The sequence below is a fragment of the Gottfriedia acidiceleris genome (assembly GCF_004138285.1).
Lineage (GTDB): Bacteria > Bacillota > Bacilli > Bacillales > Bacillaceae_G > Gottfriedia > Gottfriedia acidiceleris_A.
This window is the reverse complement of record NZ_SCFN01000003.1, coordinates 201,058-223,255: the sequence shown is the minus strand read 5'-3', so window position 1 is coordinate 223,255 and position 22,198 is coordinate 201,058. Positions and strand designations below refer to the sequence as shown.

The following is a 22,198-nucleotide window of genomic DNA, read 5'->3' as shown; positions in this document are numbered from 1 at the left end:
ATCTGGAGTTTAGTTGCTTAAGATTCTTTAAGATTCTTTAAAATACAATTAAAAAAAATGTATTTTGCAGGAGATTCTAATTTTTACGTCAAACTCAAATCATAACCATTTACATAAAAAAATATATGCCAAATGGAAAGTTGTATGAAAGAAGGTGATACATAACCCGAAGCCGATCGCCAAAAGGAATGACTGGAAAATTTAAATTCATGGTAGTCGGGTAGCCTCAAATCGTATTTTGATTTCTAGATTGTTGGTAAGATCTTATTTAGGAACTAAGGAGAGGTGTAAGGATGAAAAAAAGAAACCGAAAAATATTAGTACCGACTGTTGCTTCATTGTTAACTTTATCGTTGTATTTCCCAGGAGGCTCAACTTTTGCCGCAGCTTCTAAAAATGTACAACTTATACAGGCAGCTCCAACCGCTGCAAATCACGGCACTTCCATTGGTCACACAAACCGCAACTCCAAAGCTTCTATAACTATTGCCCTTCAGCTAAGAAACAGCGATAAACTGGATAATTATATTGCCAGCTTAAAGAACCCTAACTCCATCAACTACAAGAAATACTTAACTCCCGACGAATTTAAAAATCAATATGGACCAACTGATACAACTGTTGCCAACGTTAAAAGTTATTTGACAAGTCAAGGCTTTAAAGTCGAAAATGTTTCTTCCAATAACGCCTTTATTACCGTCAGTGGCACCATTGGTCAAATGGAGGATACTTTTGGTGTAACCATAAATAACTATAAAGATTCAAATGGCGAAACCTATTATGCCAATGATCAAGCTCCTTCCATTCCCGCTGAATTTTCTGGGGTGATTACGAATGTTGAAGGTCTGAACAATGAACCACATTATACACATTCGAAAATTAGTAGTTCACCTACACAAGGATCTCAACAGACGAAAGCGGTGACAATGAAAGTGGGCAGTGGTCCAGCAGGCGGTTACACACCAGCTGAATTAAAAGGTGCTTATGATATCAACCCACTGGCAACTGCCGGGTATACTGGATCTGGCCAAACTGTTGCAGTCATGGAGTTGGACGGATATAAAGCAACGAACGTTAGCACCTATAACAGTTACTATGGATTAGGAAGCCCTGCACCAACAAATGTATATATTGATGGTTATAGTGGTGCTGCAGGTCAAGGTGCAATTGAAGTTGAACTTGATATTGAGGTAATCAATGCAATTGCGCCAAAAGCACAAGTAGTTGTATACGAAGGGCCAAATAGCGCCCAAGGCTTAATTGATACTTATCAAAAAATTGCCTCTGATAATCAGGCAAAATCAATTTCTGTCAGCTGGGGGATCGGTGAGCAGCATGAAGCAAGTGCGACGATGAATAGCTTACATACCATATTCCAACAATTTGCTGCCCAAGGACAAAGTATTTTTGCTGCGTCTGGAGACAATGGTGCCTATGATTCTGGAGGTAGAACTTTAGAGGTCGATAGTCCTGCAAATGATCCTTATGTGACTGGTGTTGGTGGTACTCACCTGAATTTAAGCGGTACTTCTTACAGTTCAGAAACCGTTTGGAGTAATAAAACTACCAAATCAGGTGACGGTGGAGGACTATCTAAAGTTTATGCTATGCCGTCATTCCAGTCAGGCCCTGGTGTCCAAAACAGTTATTCGAATGGTAAAAGGGAGGTTCCTGATGTATCGGCAGCTGCGGACCCTAATACAGGATATTCAATCTATACTGGAGGTGCGTGGCATGTAGTAGGTGGAACATCAGCTGCCGCACCATTATGGGCTGGAATCGCTGCACTCAATAATCAATTTGCACAAGCAAATGGCAAGGGCAACCTTGGTCAAGCAAATCCAACTCTTTATCAAGTCTTTAATACAACTCAAAAATATGCAGCATATCATGATATTACGTCTGGAACAAACTTGTACTATCCGGCTACATCTGGCTATGATATGGCTTCAGGTATCGGGACACCGGATGCGTATAATTTAATTCGAGATATAAATGGGTTCTAAAATAATAAATCAGCAGTCTCCAAATATTGGAGGCTGTCGTTTTTGTTAAAGAGAGAAATTAAGAGTCAATCTTAAATTCACGTCTAATAGCTAATGAAGAAAATACTTTAAAGGGTGCAGTAAACATGTTAAATAGCTTTTCAAGAATACCTCAATTTATGTGGAAATATGTGGGGAAATAGGCAGCTAAATTATTTATAAAAAAAGAACATGATGATTTTATTCTTCATGTTCTTTTTTTATTTCTAAAAGCACTACATAGTCATTTCTATTGCTCTAATCTATTGATGTTATAGGAATCCTAAACTGGGAATAGCCACAAATAATTACTAGGAATTCTTATTTGGCGGTAGCGTCGTATTAAAAAAACTTGTTGTAATAAATTGTTCATGATATTCAAAATCTATTACACAGTAGAGTAATTTGAATTAAAAGCGCTTGCATTTTTTAAATTATGATTTTATAATACTTGTATACAAGTATACTCGTATGGAAATGAAGGTGAACTTATGTCAGAATTAAAGCAATATCTTTATCCGGAAAAATGGCTATCAAAAGCTTCAGCTGGTGATCGTGTAACATATGAATTAAGGATGCAGATAATTTCTGGTCAAATTGAAAGCGGTACCAAGTTATCAGAAAATAAATTGGCTGCCGATTTCAATGTGAGTCGTTCTCCTATTAGAGAGGCATTAAAAACTTTAGCATCTGAAAATCTGATTCGTTTAGAAAGAATGGGTGCAGTTGTTATTGGATTAACTGAAAAAGAAATAGAAGAAATATATGATGTGCGATTACTAATCGAAACATTTGTATTTGAACGGTTGGTAAAATTAGACACGAAAGAATTGGTTATGGAACTAAGTAAAATTCTTGAAATGATGAAAATTGCAATTAAATATCAAGATGCCGATGAGTTTTCATTTCAAGATGTATTATTCCATGAAACGATTATTCGAGCGATTGATCATTCATACATTTTGATGATCTGGAATAATGCAAAACCAGTAATGGAAGCGTTTATACTTTTATCAATGCGAGTACGGTTTAAGGAAAAATACGAAGACTTTCAACGAATAGTGGAAAATCATCAATTATATATTGATGCAATTGGTACGAAGAATAGAGACCTTATGATTCAATCTTTGCATCAAAACTTTGATGATGTTCAAGGAAAAGTAGAGGATCTTTGGAGATCCCAACAAATGTTTTCAAAAGGAGTAGAACAAGAATAATGACAAACTATATGTTAGGGTTAGACATCGGTACCACAAGCACAAAAGCCGTTTTATTTACTGAAACAGGTGAAGTCATTCAGCAAGAGAATATCGGATACCCACTCTATACACCTGATATTTCAACAGCTGAACAAGACCCAGAAGAGATCTTTACAGCTTTAGTACAAGCAATTTCTAAAATAATGAAACAACATCCTCAAAAAGAGATATTATTTATTTCTTTTAGTAGTGCAATGCACAGTCTAATTGTCATGGATGAAAATGATCAACCATTAACGCCTTGTATTACATGGGCAGATAATCGAAGTGAGTTTTGGACTCATAAAATTAAAGATGAATTAAATGGTCACGAAGTATACAAACGGACAGGAACTCCGATACATCCAATGTCACCTTTAAGCAAGATAACATGGATAGTAAATGAACGACCAGAGATCGCACAAAAAGCGAAAAAATATATTGGGATTAAAGAATATGTATTTAAAAAATTCTTTGACCAATATGTTGTAGATCATTCGCTTGCTTCAGCCATGGGTATGATGAATCTTAAAACATTAGATTGGGATGAGGGAGCTTTACAGATAGCAGGGATTACAACTGATCAACTATCTAGACTAGTACCTACTACGGAGATTTTTACAAACTGTAATTCTGAGTTAGCTAGACAAATGGGTATTGATCCACAAACTCCTTTTGTAGTTGGTGCAAGTGATGGCGTACTTTCTAATCTTGGTGTGAATGCGATTCGAAAAGGAGAAATTGCAGTCACAATCGGGACAAGTGGGGCAATTCGAACCATTATTGATCAACCACAAACTGACGAAAAAGGACGAATATTTTGCTACGCATTAACGGAAAAACATTGGGTCATCGGTGGGCCAGTGAACAATGGCGGAATGGTTTTTCGCTGGATTCGTGATGAATTTGCGGCTTCGGAGGTTGAAACTGCAAAAAGATTAGGGATTGATCCATATGAAGTATTAACAAAAATTGCCGAAAGTGTAAGACCTGGAGCAGATGGCTTGTTATTCCATCCTTATTTAGCGGGTGAACGTGCACCATTATGGAACCCTGATGTTCGAGGATCCTTTTTCGGCTTAACGATGGCACATAAGAAGGAGCATATGATTCGCTCTGCACTTGAAGGTGTTATATACAACTTATACACTGTATTTTTAGCTTTAATTGAATGTATGGATGGACCGGTATCTAAAATCCAAGCAACTGGAGGGTTCGCGAGATCAAATGTATGGCGTCAGATGATGTCGGATATTTTTGATTTAGATGTAGTTGTACCAGAAAGCTATGAAAGTTCTTGTCTTGGTGCTTGTATTTTAGGTCTTTATGCAACAGGAAAAATAGAATCCTTTGAAGTAGTATCAGAAATGGTCGGTAATACTCACAAACATACTCCGAATGAAGAGGCAGTAAGAGAATATCGAGAATTATTGCCAATCTTTATTAGCCTATCGAGAGTATTAGAAAAAGATTATAAGCGGATTGCTAATTATCAAAGAGGATTAATTAATAAAAATAAATAGATTTTCGGGGGGGATTTCCATGCCACTAGTTATAGTAGCAATCGGAATAATAGCATTACTTGTTTTAATCATGAAGTTAAAATTAAATACTTTTCTTTCATTAATTATTGTTTCATTTGGAGTTGCTTTAGCACTTGGAATGAAACCAGACAATATTGGCACTACCATTGAAACTGGGTTAGGCGGAACACTTGGTCATTTAGCATTAATCTTCGGACTTGGTGCAATGCTTGGTAAGTTGATCGCAGATTCTGGTGGCGCACAACGTATTGCGATGACTCTTGTTAACAAATTCGGTGAAAAAAATATTCAATGGGCAGTTGTTGCTGCTTCATTCATTATCGGTGTCGCTCTATTCTTCGAAGTAGGATTAGTATTATTGATTCCGATTGTATTTGCTATATCAAAACAATTAAAAGTTTCTATTTTATATTTAGGTATTCCAATGGCGGCTGCACTATCTGTTACACATGGTTTCTTACCGCCACATCCAGGTCCGACTGTAATCGCTGGTGAATATCATGCAAATCTTGGTGAAGTATTACTTTACGGATTTATTATTGCTTTACCAACTGTTTTTATCGCAGGTCCTTTATTTACAAAGCTTGCTAAAAAGCTAGTACCTGCATCCTTCACAAAAACGGGTAATATTGCATCTTTAGGTGAACAAAAAATATTTAAACTTGAAGAAACTCCTGGTTTTGGAATCAGTGTTTTTACTGCATTACTTCCTGTTATTTTAATGTCATTTGCGACAATTGTTAATTTACTGCAAAAAACAATTGGATTTGATGATAATAGCCTACTAGTAGCGATCCGATTTATTGGTAATGCTGGTACTGCAATGGTAATTTCATTATTAGTTGCGATTTATACAATGGGATTGGCTAGAAAAATACCAATCAAAGAAGTTATGAACTCTTGTACAACTGCAATTACACATATTGGGATGATGCTCTTAATCATCGGAGGCGGCGGTGCCTTCAAACAAGTGTTAATTGATGGCGGTGTTGGTGATTATGTAGCTGAATTATTCAAAGGAACTTCAATGTCACCGATTTTACTTGCTTGGATTATTGCAGCGATCCTACGAATTTCCCTTGGTTCTGCTACTGTCGCAGCTTTAACCACTTCTGGTTTAGTTATTCCAATGTTAGGTCATTCTGACGCTAACTTAGCTTTAGTTGTTCTAGCAACTGGAGCTGGTAGTTTAATCGCTTCACACGTTAATGACGCAGGCTTCTGGATGTTTAAAGAATATTTTGGGTTAAGTATGAAAGAAACTTTCTTAACTTGGACATTACTAGAAACAATAATTTCCGTTTGCGGATTGGTCTTTATTCTTTTACTAAGTTTATTCGTATAATGGAAAAAACCAGCAGGAAGTTTTACTTTTCTACTACTGTTGGTTAATTAATCATAAAGGGCAGTATCCTCATTATAATACTTAGAACCTTTCTACGTATTATAGTAGAGATTTACTGCTCTTTATTTTATTATATTTTTATTTAGTCATTGTTAGCCAACCAACCTTCTAGGAAGAACATGACAATTTAAACTTGGGAATCTATTGGGTAATGATACCCTTTGTTAATTGAAAGCTATAGTTCTACAAGATTATAGGTTTAAGACTTAGTTCATATTATTGTTTTGGTTAAAAAAACCTATATCTAGAGCTATAAATAGTAGTTGTTCTTTCTTTAGTTAATAAATTTGGACTGGCAAAAATACAGGTCAAATGACACGGGAAATCTTTTAGTGGGTTTAATAAACGATTTTAACAATCAATTTGAAGTATGACAAATCCCTAAAAGTTTAAAATCTAATTGTTAGAATTCTATCTTTTTGATTGACATAGATCTCCCACCGAGTTATATTTGTTTCAGACAGTTAGAAATCTAATTATTCGGAGGTGAACGATTTGATTGATACACCTTATACAAGACTTCTTAGTACCATTATGCATAAGGTACGAGATCAATTGTCGTATCGTACGAAAGAACTTGAAGTAAATCCACAACAAGGTAGGATGATCAGTTATATTGCTGAGCATCAGGATCGAGGTTTAATTCAAAAGGATTTAGCAGATGCATTTAATCGAAGAGGTGCAAGTATAACCAGCATGCTTCAAGGACTTGAAAAGAATGGATACATTGGTAGAAAAATTCAAGCTGATAACGAACGTCAGAAACAAATCTTCGTATTAGAAAAAGGTAAAGAAATCGTTAATCAGATTGATGATATGTTTTTGGCAATGGAATCACGATTAACAGAGCCATTGACTGAAGAAGAAAAAAATGAATTTTTACGCCTATTGAAAAAGATTGATTCGAACCTTTAAGTGACTACGGCCATTAGGGTCGTATTGTCAAATTGTTAGAAGTCTAAAAGTTAGAATTCTAATTATAAATAAACAAAAATTATGATCTTAAACCAAAATAAAAAAGATTAAGATTCGGGAGGATGGAATAAAATGGAAGAATTTGTAGTGGATCAATCTAATATTTATTATTTAAAAGAAGCACCGATACGAAAATCGTTAGCTCGTTTATGTATTCCAATGATGATTGGGATTTCTGCTGGTACAATCTATAACTTAATAAACGTATTTTTTATCGGTTTAGTTCATGATACTGCGATGTTAAGCGCCATTACATTAGGCTTACCGATCTTTACGGTGCTAATGGCGATTGGGAATGTATTTGGGGTTGGTGCAGGAACTTTTGTTACTCGTCTCTTAGGTGAAGGAAATCTTCAGAAAGGGAAATCTGTAGCAGGTTATGCATTTTATATGAGTATTATATGTGGCTTGATTATTGCAGTAATTGCTTTACTATTTGTTAGTCCAATTGTTCATTTGTTGGGAGCGGACGCTACAACATTGCTTTATACAAAACAATATACTATCACGCTTTTTATTGGTGGCTTTGCATTTATTTTGAACTTTGCATTAGAACAAATTGTGCGTTCTGAGGGTGCAGCAAAAGAATCGATGTATGGAATGTTTATTAGTGTTATTTTTAGCATCATATTTGACGTGTTATTCATTTTAGTTTTAAACCTTCATGTAATGGGTGCTGCTCTTTCTATGGTTTTAGCAAATATTGCGGCAAGCATATACTACATTTGGTTTTTAGATAGAAAAAGTGAAACTTTAAGAGGTTTCTTAAAGCATTGGAAAGTATCAATAATCGATCAATTAGAAATCTATAAAGTCGGTGTTCCAGAGTTATTTAAAATGTCATTTATGATTGTTACAACTTTACTATTAAACAATTATTCCATTGAATACGGCGAGCATGTTGTAGCAAGTTTTGGAATTGCAGTAAGAATTGCACAACTCCCAGAGTTTATTACGATGGGCTTATTTATAGGGGCTATTTCTTTAATTGCTTATAACTTCGGTGGAAAAAATAAACCGCGCCTATATGAAACATTAAAAGAGTTAACATTATGGATTGGCGGAATCTCAATTATATTTGGTGGAATTGTATATATTTTTAAAATTCAAGTACTCGGTTTATTTACAATTGATTCAGCCGTGTTAAGTATTGGAGCACTAATCTTAACAGCTCAACTTATTTCATCTGTATTTAACGGATTTACCGGTTTATTCACTAGCATCTTCCAAGCGTCTGGTGAAGGGCTTTCAACAGGAATAATGTCAATTACACAAGGTGTTCTTTTCATACCAGTTGTCATCATCTTACATCATTTTTATGGATTAAATGGCATAATTTGGTCTTTAACACTAACTGAGGGGATTACATTCGTTATGGGTGCTATTCTAATGATTCCTTACTTAAGAAAACTTAAGAAAATGCCAGATAGCAGCCTAGCTCAATAATCAGTTCTTAATCCAATTGCATTAAGGAATTGTCAGTATTAAAATTTCAATTTTATTCAAACCTTTTAAAAGGGTTATTAACAAAATTTGGGATATCAGTCAATAGACTGAAACAAAGCATAAGATCATTAAGATACTTATGCTTTATTTTATTTGTTCTTTGAATTTGCTTATTATTCCATGAAAAAGGCTCTTCGCTCAGAAGTAATCCATTTCTCTAAGTCGTCTTGGCTACGTCGAACAAGTCTATTCACTAGTACATCATGCCATATATAGTCCTCTAATAAGTAAATATGAACTGGATCATTTGTATAAAAAGCAACACTACGCTCCTCAATTGATGGTCCATAAATCATCTCTTTAGAATCGATCGATAAAATAAACCAATGATCTGTAGACTTGGTCTCAGTAAATGGTGTAATGCGATGACTTTCTAGTTTTCCAATTGGATTTTCGACGTGTAGAGTAATTCCTTGTATGGTTGCTTTTTTAGTCGCATAAACCAGTTCCTTTTTCAAAACCTCATACATTTCGTCCCACATTGAAATCACAATCCGTTTTTCTGCTTTTTTTATTAACGTCTCACAATAGTTAATAATCGTTTTATAGTCCTTTAAAGTAATTACACGGTTGTCCATTTTTTCACCAAAAGCTTCTAGACCTTTTAAAGAGTCACTTATTACCGAATATGTAGATTGCCACTCTGATTGGGCCTTCTGTAAAAAGATTTCAACGGGCAGAGGTGAATATCGTGCCGTGTCATTTATTTCCTCTTTCAAGACAATTCCTTTTTCAACAAGATTACCTAACACATCGTAAATACGTGCTCTTGGTATACCCGAATCCTTGCTAACTTGGTAGGCTGTAACGGGACCTTGTTTAACGAGTGATACATAAGATTTGGCTTCATATTCGTTAAAACCTAATTTTTTGAGCTGTTGCACTAGATCTTCCACTTTTTCGCACTCCTATTTTTTGTTTATGTAATAAATTTACAATAACTATTTACAGATAGCAATTAGTTAGTTACTATTTCAGTAGTGACTATATGGAGAGGTTGATTGAAATGCATTTAGACTCATCGTTATTAATTATTTTAATTTGTTTTGGATTTTTAGCGTCATTTATTGATTCTGTTGTTGGGGGTGGTGGGTTGATAACACTACCTGCATTACTATTCACTGGGCTGAATCCTGCTGCGGCAGTAGCTACCAACAAACTAGCATCGACAATTGGCTCTCTTACAAGTACATACATGTTTTATCGTTCTGGTAAACTTGATTTAAAATCAGTGTCTAGATTTTTTCCACTCTCATTTGTTGGCTCATTATTGGGTGCATACACTGTACATTTGCTAAACCCTGAATTGCTTAAGCCATTGATGTTAATTATGCTCGGAGCAGTAGCAATATTTACTATTTTCAAGAAAGATTGGGGAAGTATTTCAACACCAAAAAAGTTATCCTTTTATCATTTCATTATTTTTTTAGTTACGATATTTGCGATTGGCTTCTATGATGGGTTCATCGGACCTGGAACAGGATCATTTTTAATATTTGCTTTTTTGTTGATTGGTTTTGATTTTTTAAAGGCTGCAGGTAATGCAAAATTTTTAAACTTTAGTAGTAATATTGCTGGATTGTTAATGTTTATGTTTTTAGGACAAGTAAACTACACTTATGGAATAATAATGGGAATTGCACAAATTGCCGGTGCGATTTGTGGATCGAAATTTGCGATAAAAAAAGGAAGCGGTTATGTTCGTGCGTTGTTCATTACAGTAACCTGTTTATTACTAGTAAAGAATATTTATGACTTTATTCAATAATTTTTAAAAAACTGTTCTTCCAAAATGTGGAAATTAATATGAGACAACTTACTTATCAATGATCAATCCAACAATTTTATTGACAAATTCTTTTTTCAACAGCATGAAAAAGCACCCCAGTTTATCGACTTGGGTGCTTTTTTTGTGACTAATATTTCTCGTAAATCCCAACTTAACTGCCCTACAAGCAACAAATCTAAAGAGAATCGACTGAATTGGGTTCTATAAATTTGAAAAAATTGTGACAAAATATAATCACGCGAAGAAACAATATCTTATTATAGTATAATTTTATTGAATTTGATGAAAATGTGAGGTAAGATTGTTTGGTCTGAAAATTAGTCCAATTGGGAACTTTATACAAATTATTAATCGGAGTTGTTGTTTATGTCACCAAAAGTACCTAATACTTTTATAATCATTCTAGGTTTTATGTTATTTGCACTGTTTTTTGGAGCAGGAAATCTAATTTTCCCACCCATACTTGGACAGTTAGCCGGAAAAAACGTATGGATAGCCAATGCAGGTTTTTTAGTTACTGGCGTTGGATTACCATTGTTAGGTGTTACAGCTTTTGTTTTTTCGGGTGAAAAAAATTTGCAATCTTTAGCTAGACGTGTACATCCGTTGTTTGGTATTGTATTTACTACGGTTCTCTATCTAGCAATTGGTCCTTTTTTTGCTATCCCTAGATCAGGGAATGTATCGTTTGAAATTGGTGTTAAACCCTTTTTATCAAATGATGCAAGTCCTGGTGCATTAATCATATTTACAATCTTATTTTTCACAGTTACATGCTTGTTATCACTTAATCCTACAAAGATTATTGATGTAGTTGGAAAATTTCTAACGCCTATTAAATTAACGTTTATCGGATTGCTTGTTGTTATCGCTATTGTTCATCCAATTGGAAGATTTCAAGAGCCATTTAAAGGTTACACAGCAAATGTGTTTTTTAAAGGTTTTCAAGAAGGTTATTTAACAATGGATGCTCTTGTAGCATTTGTTTTTGGAATTATTATTGTAAACGCAATTAAAGGAAAAGGAGTTACTACTAAAAAACAGCTAATGATCGTTTGTGGAAAGTCAACAGCAATAGCTGCTTCACTTTTAGCAATAATCTATTCTGCTCTTTCTTATATGGGCGCTTCAAGTGTTGAGAAACTTGGTCGATTAGATAATGGAGCTGAAGTTTTAGCGAAAGTTTCAGACTATTATTTTGGTTCTTATGGGGCAATATTATTAGGTTTAATGATTACAGTGGCATGTTTGACTACGAGTGTAGGTCTAATCACTGCTTGTTCTACTTTTTTTCATGAATTGTTTCCAGCCATTTCTTACAAAAAAATTGCGATCATTATGACTGTATTTAGTACACTTATAGCAAATATAGGTTTAACACAGTTAATTAAAGTTTCAATTCCTGTATTAATGACACTATATCCTATCGCTATATCCTTAATTTTCTTAACATTCTTACACTATACATTTAAAGGTAGGTCAGAAGTATATCAAGGCAGTTTGATCTTAACTTTTATTGTGAGTCTATTTGATGGATTAAACTCAGCTGGAATACAAATTGAAGTAATTCATCATTTCTTCACTAAGTACCTCCCGTTGTATAGTTTAGGTTTAGGTTGGATATTTCCAGCTATTATTGGTGGTTTTATTGGTTATTTTATTAGTATTTTACGTAAGAAAAATAAGGAAGATATTCCTAGTTCAATTCGAAAGATAAGTTAATTTTAGGGGAATTAAGAAGCTTTTTAACTGTAAATTTTCTTAATAAGTTAGTAATGGTTTTAGGGGAGAAGTTTTTAAGATTGATTCAAAAAGTGACACTTGTTTCATCAGAAAAGGGAGGAAATAGAATGGCACAAAAGGAATTGAAAAAAGGATTGAAAGCGCGCCATATTCAGATGATTGCATTAGGCGGTACAATCGGTGTAGGTTTATTTATGGGTTCGACGAGTACAATTCATTGGACAGGCCCATCAGTAATGCTTGCTTATGCAATTTCGGGGATTTTTATCTTCTTCATTATGCGTGCAATGGGGGAAATGTTATACGTTGAGCCAAGTACAGGTTCATTTGCGACATTTGGCCATAAATATATACACCCTTTAGCAGGGTATATGACTGCTTGGAGTAACTGGTTCCAGTGGGTAATTGTTGGAATGTCAGAAATTATAGCAGTTGGGGCATATATGAAGTACTGGTTTCCAGACCTACCAGCTTGGATACCAGGAATTATTGCAATTGGGATTCTAGGTGCAGCAAATTTAATTTCCGTTAAATCATTTGGTGAATTTGAATTTTGGTTTGCAATGATTAAAGTCGTTACGATTTTATTGATGATTGTTGCGGGCTTTGGTCTTATTTTCTTCGGCTTAGGAAACGGAGGAAATGCGATTGGAATATCTAACCTTTGGAAAAATGGCGGCTTCTTTACAGGTGGTTGGTCAGGTTTCTTCTTTGCACTTTCACTAGTTGTTGGAGCTTATCAAGGCGTTGAATTAATTGGTATTACAGCTGGAGAAGCAGAAAATCCGAAAAAAACATTAAAAGAAGCGATTCAAAGTCTTATTTGGCGTATATTAATCTTCTATATTGGTGCTATTTTTGTAATTGTAACAGTTTTCCCTTGGGATCAACTAAATTCAATTGGTAGCCCGTTTGTTGTAACTTTTGCAAAATTTGGTATTACAGCTGCAGCTGGAATTATTAACTTTGTAGTAATCACTGCTGCATTGTCTGGCTGTAACAGTGGTATATATAGTGCAGGACGCATGCTTTATACATTAGGTATAAATGGACAAGCACCAAAATATTTTACAAAAATCTCAAATAACGGAGTGCCTTTATTTGGTACGATTGGTGTACTAGTTGGTTTAGTAATCGGCGTTATTTTAAATTTTATTGCACCAAAAAACTTATTCGTGTATGTATACAGTGCAAGCGTACTTCCTGGGATGATCCCGTGGTTTGTCATTCTAATTAGTCATATTCGTTTCAGAAAAGTAAAGGGAGATGAAATTAAGAATCATCCTTTTAAAATGCCTTTTGCGCCATTTACTAACTACTTAACGTTAGCCTATTTAGTTTTGGTATTAATCGGTATGTGGTTTAATGATGACACACGTATCTCACTTATTGTAGGGATAATTTTCTTGGCAATCCTTGTCATTTGTTTTTATGCTTTCGGTATTGGAAAACGTGTTCCATTAGATGCTCAAGCAGATGAAGAAGTAGCTAACTGATAAATCACTTAGTTTGAAGGTAAGATGTTCCTTTGACTATAGGTATTCAATAAAAATATAAATTTTTTCAACAATCAATGCGTTCGTATTATTCTATCAAACAGTAATTAAACTGGATGATTTTATAATACGAACGCATTTTTTTTATTGCCTGAATAACTAAATCGATAGTATTTATTTAACTTAAAATAAAAATTTTTTTAAAAAAGTACGGAAAATAAATAATAAATATTTTGACTATTTTTGCATTTTATGACAAAATGATGAAAACTAAATAGTAGGGAATAGGTGTAAATGAAGTTCAAAGTTTGAAATCATTTACTTAAAAGGGAAGTTTGGTTAAATTCCAACACGGTCCCGCCACTGTAATAGAGGAGTAAATAAGAAGATGCCACTTATTAATATAAGGAAGGCTTTTATTTACAAAGATTCTTAAGTCAGGAGACCTGCCTATTCTAACGACGCTGTTTGACCTACGAGAGATAGGGAGGTGCCTTATGGAAAGAAAGCTTAAGTTAACGTATTCTAATTATTTATGTTTTCCAACTTAAAGGCATTTTTGTCTCTTATGAGATAAAAATGCTTTTTTATTTTAGTTAAAAGGAGAGGGAAAAAGTGGTACATATAAGTAATCTAGGATATCCGAGAATTGGTGAAAATCGTGAATGGAAAAAAACGTTAGAAAGCTTTTGGCAAAAGAAAATTAATCAAGAAGAATTTGAAAAAGAAATGAAATCACTGAGATTAAGCTCAATAAAGAAACAGCATGATTTAGGTGTGGAGCTAGTCCCTGTAAATGATTTTACGTTTTATGATCATGTGCTAGATTTTGCTACTATGTTTGGTTGGATTCCTAGCCGATTTGGTGAAATAAATGAAAGACCAAGTCTAGATACATATTTTGCATTAGCAAGAGGTAGTAAAAACATTGTAGCTTGCGAAATGACGAAATGGTTTAATACAAACTATCACTATATCGTTCCTGAATATCAAAAAGACAAGCAATCAAGATTACTATTCAATAAGCCATTAGAAGCATACAAAGAGGCACTACTTGAGCTTGGTATAAAAACGAAACCTGTCATTCTAGGAATCTATACATTTGTACAGTTAGCAAAAGGTTACCAAGAAGAAGAAAAACGCAACATAATTAATAATCTAGTAAACCTTTATATTCAAATGCTTAAAGAGCTTGAGAATGAAGGTGTTGAGTGGGTACAAATTGATGAACCATGTTTTGTGCTAGAAGAATCAAACAAAGATATTCGTTTTATGAAAGAAGTCTATGACAAAATTGCAAAAGCTGTACCTTCATTATCAATAATGCTTCAAACTTACTTTGAAGCAGTTGAACAATATAAAGAACTAATTTCATTCCCAGTAGCGGGCATTGGTCTTGATTTTGTTCACGGTAAAGATGGAAATTTAAAGTCAATACATGAGTTCGGATTTCCAAATGACAAAGTACTAGGCGTAGGAATACTTAATGGACGTAATATTTGGAGAAATGATTTAAATGATTCCATTGATTTTTTAAATTCTCTCAAAAAAGAAGTAAGTCCAAAGGAATGGTGGATTCAACCATCTTGTAGTTTGCTTCATGTACCAGTTACAAAAATTGAAGAGAATTTATTAAATGAAACATTATTCGAGGCATTATCGTTTGCCGATGAAAAATTAGAAGAGTTAGTTATACTAAAAAGTTTATTAATAAACAAAGCGAGCATGTTTGATAATGAAGTTAAATATGCGAGTAATTGTTTAGTAAATTTAAAACAGCTTAGCGAAAAAAATCACTCAACCCGTAATGAATTGGAATCCATTAATGAAGAAGATTTTAGAAGACCAGTACCATTTCATTTAAGATATCCATTACAAAATAAAGTAATGAATTTACCGATTTTACCAACGACTACAATTGGAAGCTTCCCTCAAACGAAGGAAATTAAACAAATAAGACAGCAATGGCGAAAAGGAACGATCGATGATTCAGAATATATGAATCAAATTAAATTGAAAATTAAAGAATGGATTGAAATTCAAGAAAATATTGAAATGGATGTATTAGTACATGGTGAGTATGAGCGTACGGATATGGTTGAATATTTTGGTGAGAAACTAGAGGGATTTGCATTTACAAAAAAAGCATGGGTTCAATCTTATGGATCACGATGCGTTAAACCCCCGATTATTTTTAGTAAAGTGGAATTTACAAAGCCAATTACTGTAAATGAAACTGAGTATGCACAAAGTATCACAACTAAACCAGTCAAAGGAATGTTAACGGGTCCAGTTACAATATTAAATTGGTCGTTTGTTCGTGAGGATCGTACAAGAGAGGAAATAGCAAATGAAATTGCATTAGCTTTACGTAAAGAAGTAAAAGCGCTTGAAGCTGCTGGCATTTCAATTATTCAAGTTGATGAACCTGCAATTCGAGAAGGTTTACCTTTGAAGCAAAAAGATTGGAATCAATATTTACATTGGGTAACTAGAGCATTTCGTTTAGCTACATCAAGAGTCCGTAATGAAACGCAAATACATACTCATATGTGTTATAGCAACTTTAGCGATATTATGGACACAATTATTGATTTAGATGCGGATGTTATTTCAATTGAACATGCAAGAAGTCATCAAGAATTTTCTACTTATTTATCTGAGTCGCCTTATCCATTTGGAATTGGTTTAGGCGTGTATGATATTCATAGTCCGAGGGTACCGTCGGTTGAAGAAATGGAAGAAAATATTATTAGTTCATTAAAAGTGTGTGATGCAAATAGATTTTGGGTTAATCCAGACTGTGGTTTAAAGACGCGTAATGAAACTGAGGTAATAGATGCCTTATCAAATATGGTAAAATCTGCGAAAAAAGTTCGAGAAAAATATTATTCAATTATTTAATGATAGGGTGAAATCGATGAATGGTAGATATGTAAAAGAATCCAGAGTATTTGATAGTAGTAGAATATTTCCAACTGATTTAAATAACCATGGTACATTATTCGGAGGAAAAATGCTTGCCGCAATGGACTTAATTGCCTCCATTTCAGCTACAAAGCATTCGAGAATGGAATGTGTAACCGCATCGATGGATTCAGTAGAATTTTTATGCCCAGTTCGCGAAAGTGACTGCATATATTATGAATCGTTCGTGATCTTAACAGGCTCAAGCTCAATGGAAGTATTTGTTCGAGCTACTGCCGAAGACCTACTTTCAGGTGAAAAAAGAGTTGCTGCAACATGTTTCGTAACATTTGTTGCACTAAAAGATGGAAAACCACATAAAGTAGTAGAGGTAATACCAGAAACTGAGGAAGAAATTAAATTACAGCAATTAGCATTTAAACGATTAGAAAGTCGCCAATTAAGAAAGAAATTGAGTAAGGAATTGGCATTAATTTGGAAAGAATAAAAAGAAACCATTGAATTCATACTAAAAGTAAGCTAAGATTAAATTAATATTTTTAAGGAGGCATCAAATTTAGACACTATGTACAATATCCGATAACTTTTTAAGCTAACGAATTTTATAGCAAAAAAGTACTCTGCCTGAAATCAGAGAAATTGGATAACTATGTCTATTTATGAGCCTATACTAATATTAAATTAATCCATTGTCTTAAATACATGGTTTATTTACTATTACATTTCATTTGAAATATATTCTAACGTATATATTTATATATACACGGCTTATTAAATCACATCCAATTTACACACAGGCAGATACTGCTTGTGTGTTTTTTATTTTCTCTGGTTAACGATTGAATTTTTAAGCAGAGTGATATTTTAAAATCGGATGGAGTGAAGTATATGTTTATTATAAAAGCATCGAATATAGAAATAGAATTAAATGGAAAAACAATTTTTAAAAATGGAAACTTAGACATAAAAGAAGGTGAAAGGGTAGCATTAATTGGTGAAAATGGAGTTGGAAAGTCAACATTTATTAATGCCCTTTTAGGTAATATCCCATTGAAAAAAGGAATGCTGCAAATCCACTATTCAAAAGATGAAATTGGATGGCTTTTAACCGATGAAGAGAATCAGGAAAACTTTTCAGCAAGGGAAGTGATCGAATCATTTGATCAAGAGCGATATCTTATCAAAAAGAATTTAGAAAAGTATTTACTTGATTTGTCTAACGAACAAAATCTTGCTAAATATAACGAGAGTTTAAGTAAATATTTAGAATTAGATTGCTATGATTGGGAAACAAAAATAGATCAAGTTTTAAAGAAATTTCAATTACCGCAGGAGTTATGGAATATCCCATTCAGTCACTTAAGTGGAGGACAAAAAACAAAAGTCAAATTAGCAAAAATCATGATGAAGGAACCAAAACTGTTAATTTTGGATGAACCAACAAATCATTTAGACACTGAGTCAATTCAATGGTTAACGGAATGGTTACAAAACTTTAAAGGTAGTGTACTTTTTATTTCTCATGAACGACAATTCATTGATGATGTTGCGACTGTTACTGTAGAATTAACGGATATTGGTACATCTAAGTATAATGGTGGCTATTCAACATACAAAATACAAAAAGAACATGAGCGAAAAACTCAACAAGCACAATATGAGAAACAAGAAGCGGAAAAGAAAAAACTCATTGAAACAATTAATCAATATAAACAATGGTTTACAAGCTCTCATAATGCGGCTAGTGAACGTGACCCTTTTGCTAAGAAACAAGCGGCAAAAAACGCATTAAGGTTTAAATCAAAAGAAAAGGATTTAGAACGATTAGAGAAAAGAAAAGTAGAAAAACCAAAAGAAACTAAAACAATTTCAGCAAGCTTTGAAAATGATTCATTTTCAGCTAAACAAATGATTACATTTGAAAAAGTTGATTTTTCATATGATGAAAAATCGTTATTTAACCAGGTTGATTTTATTCTAAATCGAGAAGATCGATTAGCTGTAATCGGAAAAAATGGCTCTGGAAAATCTACATTTTTGAAATTATTAACAGGATTAATGACTCCTAATAATGGATCTGTACGACATAACCCTCAATTAAAAATAGGTTACTTTATGCAGGAACTTGAAGCTTTAAATGAGGAATCAACAATTTTAAATGAAATTTTATCACTTCCAAATATGACTGAAACAGAAGCCAGAACAATTTTAGCCTGTTTCCTTTTTAGAAGAGAGGATGTTTACAAAAATATTGCTCAATTAAGCATGGGTGAGAAATGTAGAGTTGCTTTCGTAAAGTTATACTTTTCTGATGCTAATCTACTAGTGCTTGATGAGCCAACAAACTATTTAGATATTCACACGAGAGAAAGAATTGAAGAAGCATTAGCTGCCTATCCTGGAGCAGTAGTTGTAGTGTCACATGACCCATATTTACTAAAAAAGGTCTCAAATCGTGTAATTCATATTGAAAATGGAAATCTTTATGAATTCAAAGGATCTTTTGCAGAATGGAACGGTAGACAGAACATCTCAAACGATCAGCAAACTTTATTAAATGAACGAATTAAATTACAACTAGAAATAGCTGCAATGAATGCAGAAGAAAAAGATACGGATGAAGAAAAGAAAGCTCAAATCTTAAAAATCGTTACATTACAAAAGGAACTAGATGGAATAAATGAAAGGTTAAGTGTAGATATAAAAGGAAAAACAATATAAGTTATTGCTTTGTGTGTAATCTTTAAAATTAAAAAAACGCCTAGAATGTTTATAAAACCAAACAATGACTTATTAGCATTGTTTAGTAGTTGCCGAAAATAATGTGTCACCATAAAAGCGAAACCAATACAAATTAAAAAAACAAATCACTTAAGTTTGATTACTTAACGCGATTTGTTTTTTGCTTTACCTAAACCTTTTATCCTGCTTTCAACACATCATTTACATCATGAATAACGACAAACGCATTTGGGTCGATTGTGTGAATTATTTTTTTTAGTTCAAATAGTTCTTTATTATTAAGAATAATGTATAAGGACTCTTTTCTTATGCCAGAGAAGTGGCCTTTTGCAGGATAAATCGTTACTCCTCGATTCATTTCATTTGATACGATTTGTGCAATTTCATTCGCTTGATCGGAAATAATCGTAATCGCTTTTTTAGGATTTAACCCTTCCATAATAAAATCCAAAACTTTAATACCGATATAAATAGAAATGACAGTATATAACGTTTTCTCAAAGCCGATTACAAAATAACCACCTAAAACGACAATTAAATCAAACAATAGTAATGATTTACTAATACTCCACCCAAAGGATTGATGAACCATTTGAGCTAGAACCGTGGAACCACCTGTTGTACCACCTGCACGAAAGACAATTCCTAAACCTAGTCCAATTAAAACACCAGCAAAAATAGTACCTAGTAAAGTTTCGCTTGTTGGTACGCCATAACCGTCCGTAATACGTAAGAAAAATGAAATCGCTACTATGGAAATAACTGTATATATTATTAGTTGTTTCTTTAAATATTTATATCCAATTATTAACAAGGAAGCATTTAAAACAAAATATACGACATCAGGTGACCAGTTAAATAGATAATAAGTAATCATCGTAATGCCGGTAAAGCCACCTTCAGCTAATTTATTCGGTATTGCAAAGAAGTTAACACCGACTGCAAATATGGCTGATCCAACAAGGAGATATAAAATATCTACGAAGTTTTTACGCACAGTTACCCCTCATTTTCTAACAGATTTTTAACACTTCTATCATTCTATCTAATTATTCGTTTTGAATCAAAATATTTCTATTAAATTAAAGATGTATTATTAGTCATAGTTATAGATACCAATTCATAAGTTTATATAGACAAGCTATTAAGGGGGAATCATTATGGTATTTGCAACACCTGGAAAATCCGGTTCATTAATTACGTTTAAAAATCGTTATGACAATTTTATTGGTGGGGAATGGGTAAGACCAGTAAGAGAACAGTATTTTGGAAATGTATCGCCTGTAACTGGACAAGTCATTTGTGAGGTGGCTAGATCGACTTCGGAAGATATCGAAAAAGCACTTGATGCAGCACATGGTGCAAAAGGTAAATGGGGGAGAACATCAGTAACTGAGAGAGCAAATATATTACATAAGATTGCTGATCGTATGGAAGCGAATAAAGAATATCTTGCTGTCGCTGAAACTTGGGAAAATGGTAAACCTGTTCGTGAAACTTTAGCTGCAGATATTCCTTTAGCAATAGACCATTTCCGTTATTTTGCTGGATGTATCAGGTCCCAAGAAGGATCACTCGGTGAACTTGATGGTGATACAGTTGCATATCATTATAAAGAGCCATTAGGGGTTGTTGGTCAGATCATTCCTTGGAACTTCCCTATACTAATGGCTGTATGGAAGCTTGCTCCAGCTCTTGCTGCAGGGAATTGTGTTGTTCTAAAACCGGCTGAGCAAACGCCAACTTCTGTGTTAGTTTTAATGGAACTAATTCAAGATTTATTGCCACCTGGAGTTGTAAACGTTGTAAACGGATTTGGACTTGAAGCAGGTAAACCATTAGCTTCAAGTGATCGAATTGCGAAAATTGCATTTACTGGTGAAACTTCAACTGGCCGACTAATTATGGAATATGCTTCAAAGAATTTAATTCCTGTTACATTAGAATTAGGTGGTAAATCTCCTAATATATTCTTTGAAGATGTAGTAGACAATGAAGAGTTTTTCGATAAAGCACTTGAAGGCTTTACGATGTTTGCTTTAAATCAGGGAGAAGTATGTACATGTCCTTCAAGAGCGCTTATTCATGAATCAATCTATGAGGAATTTATGGATAGAGCGGTAAAACGTGTTAAAGCGATTAAACAAGGAAATCCATTGGATCCTCAAACAATGATCGGTTCCCAAGCTTCGCATGAGCAATTGAATAAGATTTTATCTTATTTTGAAATTGGTAAGAATGAAGGCGCAGAAGTTTTAGTTGGTGGTAGTCGCAATGTTCTTGATGGAGAATTGAAAGATGGTTTTTATGTAAACCCTACAATTTTTAAAGGGAACAATAAAATGAGAGTATTCCAAGAAGAAATATTTGGTCCTGTTGTTTCGGTTACTACATTTAAAACAAAAGAAGAGGCATTGGAAATCGCAAATGATACATTATATGGATTAGGAGCGGGTGTTTGGACTCGTGATATGGATACTGCTTATCGATTCGGACGCAACATCGAAGCAGGTCGAGTTTGGGTAAACTGCTATCACGCATATCCTGCACATGCAGCTTTTGGTGGGTATAAAAATTCAGGAGTAGGTCGTGAAACGCATAAAATGATGTTGGACCACTATCAAAATACAAAGAATTTGCTAGTTAGTTATTCTCCGAGTAAACTAGGATTCTTTTAAATACTTTTACACTCCAGTATTCATTTACTGGAGTGTTTTTACTTAAATAGAAGGGATGAATTAAATTAATAATTTTCTAAAATCCATACATAAAAACTAGTAGGCATTTAATATGTTAAATAAAAAGTAT

At 33.7% G+C, this 22,198-nt stretch carries 15 protein-coding genes and 1 riboswitch; of the genes, 13 read left to right on the top strand and 2 right to left on the bottom strand.

All coding sequences use genetic code 11. The annotated features are described in order from the left end of the window. Positions 1–293: 293 nt before the first annotated feature. From EP747_RS06295 to EP747_RS06270, 6 genes are all read left to right on the top strand, one after another. A complete protein-coding gene (locus EP747_RS06295; protein WP_129689030.1) occupies positions 294–2,006 on the top strand; it encodes a S53 family peptidase in 1,713 nt (570 codons plus the stop codon). Positions 2,007–2,515: 509 nt separating this feature from the next. Then, entirely contained in the window at positions 2,516–3,241 is a 726-nt protein-coding gene (locus EP747_RS06290) for a GntR family transcriptional regulator (protein WP_129689029.1), read from the top strand. Next, on the top strand, positions 3,241–4,785 hold the full coding sequence (gene gntK, locus EP747_RS06285) for a gluconokinase (protein WP_129689028.1): 1,545 nt from the start codon (positions 3,241–3,243) through the stop codon (positions 4,783–4,785). Before EP747_RS06290 ends, gntK begins: the two co-directional genes overlap by 1 nt. Before the next feature lie 19 nt (positions 4,786–4,804). Then, positions 4,805–6,151: a GntP family permease gene (locus tag EP747_RS06280; protein ID WP_129689027.1), complete on the top strand. Its 1,347-nt coding sequence runs from the start codon at positions 4,805–4,807 to the stop codon at positions 6,149–6,151. Positions 6,152–6,706: 555 nt separating this feature from the next. Then, positions 6,707–7,126: a MarR family winged helix-turn-helix transcriptional regulator gene (locus EP747_RS06275; protein ID WP_205753809.1), complete on the top strand. Its 420-nt coding sequence runs from the start codon at positions 6,707–6,709 to the stop codon at positions 7,124–7,126. A gap of 132 nt (positions 7,127–7,258) precedes the next feature. Next, complete coding sequence (locus tag EP747_RS06270) at positions 7,259–8,632, top strand: MATE family efflux transporter (RefSeq protein ID WP_129689026.1); 1,374 nt, start codon at positions 7,259–7,261, stop codon at positions 8,630–8,632. A 173-nt stretch (positions 8,633–8,805) separates the two neighbouring features. On the opposite strand, the gene EP747_RS06265 is transcribed toward EP747_RS06270, so the two are convergent. Next, positions 8,806–9,588: a TrmB family transcriptional regulator gene (locus tag EP747_RS06265; protein ID WP_129689025.1), complete on the bottom strand. Its 783-nt coding sequence runs from the start codon at positions 9,586–9,588 to the stop codon at positions 8,806–8,808. 110 nt (positions 9,589–9,698) lie between these two features. Here EP747_RS06265 and EP747_RS06260 point away from each other — a divergent pair, with 110 nt between their 5' ends. From EP747_RS06260 to abc-f, 6 genes are all read left to right on the top strand, one after another. Then, a complete protein-coding gene (locus EP747_RS06260) occupies positions 9,699–10,460 on the top strand; it encodes a TSUP family transporter (RefSeq protein WP_419179273.1) in 762 nt (253 codons plus the stop codon). Between the two features lie 387 nt (positions 10,461–10,847). Further along, positions 10,848–12,203 (top strand): branched-chain amino acid transport system II carrier protein, encoded by a 1,356-nt coding sequence (gene brnQ, locus EP747_RS06255; protein ID WP_129689024.1) that lies wholly within the window; start codon positions 10,848–10,850, stop codon positions 12,201–12,203. Between the two features lie 128 nt (positions 12,204–12,331). After that, positions 12,332–13,720: an amino acid permease gene (locus EP747_RS06250; RefSeq protein ID WP_129689023.1), complete on the top strand. Its 1,389-nt coding sequence runs from the start codon at positions 12,332–12,334 to the stop codon at positions 13,718–13,720. A 269-nt stretch (positions 13,721–13,989) separates the two neighbouring features. Further along, a riboswitch (cobalamin riboswitch) is annotated at positions 13,990–14,189 on the top strand. A 146-nt stretch (positions 14,190–14,335) separates the two neighbouring features. Further along, entirely contained in the window at positions 14,336–16,624 is a 2,289-nt protein-coding gene (gene metE / locus EP747_RS06245) for a 5-methyltetrahydropteroyltriglutamate--homocysteine S-methyltransferase (protein WP_129689022.1), read from the top strand. A 16-nt stretch (positions 16,625–16,640) separates the two neighbouring features. After that, positions 16,641–17,135 (top strand): acyl-CoA thioesterase, encoded by a 495-nt coding sequence (locus EP747_RS06240; RefSeq protein WP_129689021.1) that lies wholly within the window; start codon positions 16,641–16,643, stop codon positions 17,133–17,135. A gap of 401 nt (positions 17,136–17,536) precedes the next feature. Beyond that, complete coding sequence (gene abc-f, locus EP747_RS06235) at positions 17,537–19,369, top strand: ribosomal protection-like ABC-F family protein (RefSeq protein ID WP_129689020.1); 1,833 nt, start codon at positions 17,537–17,539, stop codon at positions 19,367–19,369. 199 nt (positions 19,370–19,568) lie between these two features. On the opposite strand, the gene EP747_RS06230 is transcribed toward abc-f, so the two are convergent. Further along, positions 19,569–20,387, bottom strand: coding sequence for a YitT family protein (locus tag EP747_RS06230; RefSeq protein WP_129689019.1), 819 nt, complete (start codon positions 20,385–20,387; stop codon positions 19,569–19,571). 163 nt (positions 20,388–20,550) lie between these two features. On the opposite strand from EP747_RS06230, the gene adh reads away from it, so the two are divergent. Continuing rightward, positions 20,551–22,068: an aldehyde dehydrogenase gene (gene adh, locus EP747_RS06225; RefSeq protein WP_129689018.1), complete on the top strand. Its 1,518-nt coding sequence runs from the start codon at positions 20,551–20,553 to the stop codon at positions 22,066–22,068. Positions 22,069–22,198 lie beyond the last annotated feature (130 nt).

Excerpts from the sequence above, each read along its gene's own strand:
- EP747_RS06295 (WP_129689030.1), top strand. The coding sequence starts at position 294 with ATGAAAAAAAGAAACCGAAAAATATTAGTACCGACTGTTGCTTCATTG.
- EP747_RS06290 (WP_129689029.1), top strand. The coding sequence starts at position 2,516 with ATGTCAGAATTAAAGCAATATCTTTATCCGGAAAAATGGCTATCAAAA.
- gntK (WP_129689028.1), top strand. The coding sequence starts at position 3,241 with ATGACAAACTATATGTTAGGGTTAGACATCGGTACCACAAGCACAAAA.
- EP747_RS06280 (WP_129689027.1), top strand. The coding sequence starts at position 4,805 with ATGCCACTAGTTATAGTAGCAATCGGAATAATAGCATTACTTGTTTTA.
- EP747_RS06270 (WP_129689026.1), top strand. The coding sequence starts at position 7,259 with ATGGAAGAATTTGTAGTGGATCAATCTAATATTTATTATTTAAAAGAA.
- EP747_RS06260 (WP_419179273.1), top strand. The coding sequence starts at position 9,699 with ATGCATTTAGACTCATCGTTATTAATTATTTTAATTTGTTTTGGATTT.
- brnQ (WP_129689024.1), top strand. The coding sequence starts at position 10,848 with ATGTCACCAAAAGTACCTAATACTTTTATAATCATTCTAGGTTTTATG.
- EP747_RS06250 (WP_129689023.1), top strand. The coding sequence starts at position 12,332 with ATGGCACAAAAGGAATTGAAAAAAGGATTGAAAGCGCGCCATATTCAG.
- EP747_RS06240 (WP_129689021.1), top strand. The coding sequence starts at position 16,641 with ATGAATGGTAGATATGTAAAAGAATCCAGAGTATTTGATAGTAGTAGA.
- abc-f (WP_129689020.1), top strand. The coding sequence starts at position 17,537 with ATGTTTATTATAAAAGCATCGAATATAGAAATAGAATTAAATGGAAAA.
- adh (WP_129689018.1), top strand. The coding sequence starts at position 20,551 with ATGGTATTTGCAACACCTGGAAAATCCGGTTCATTAATTACGTTTAAA.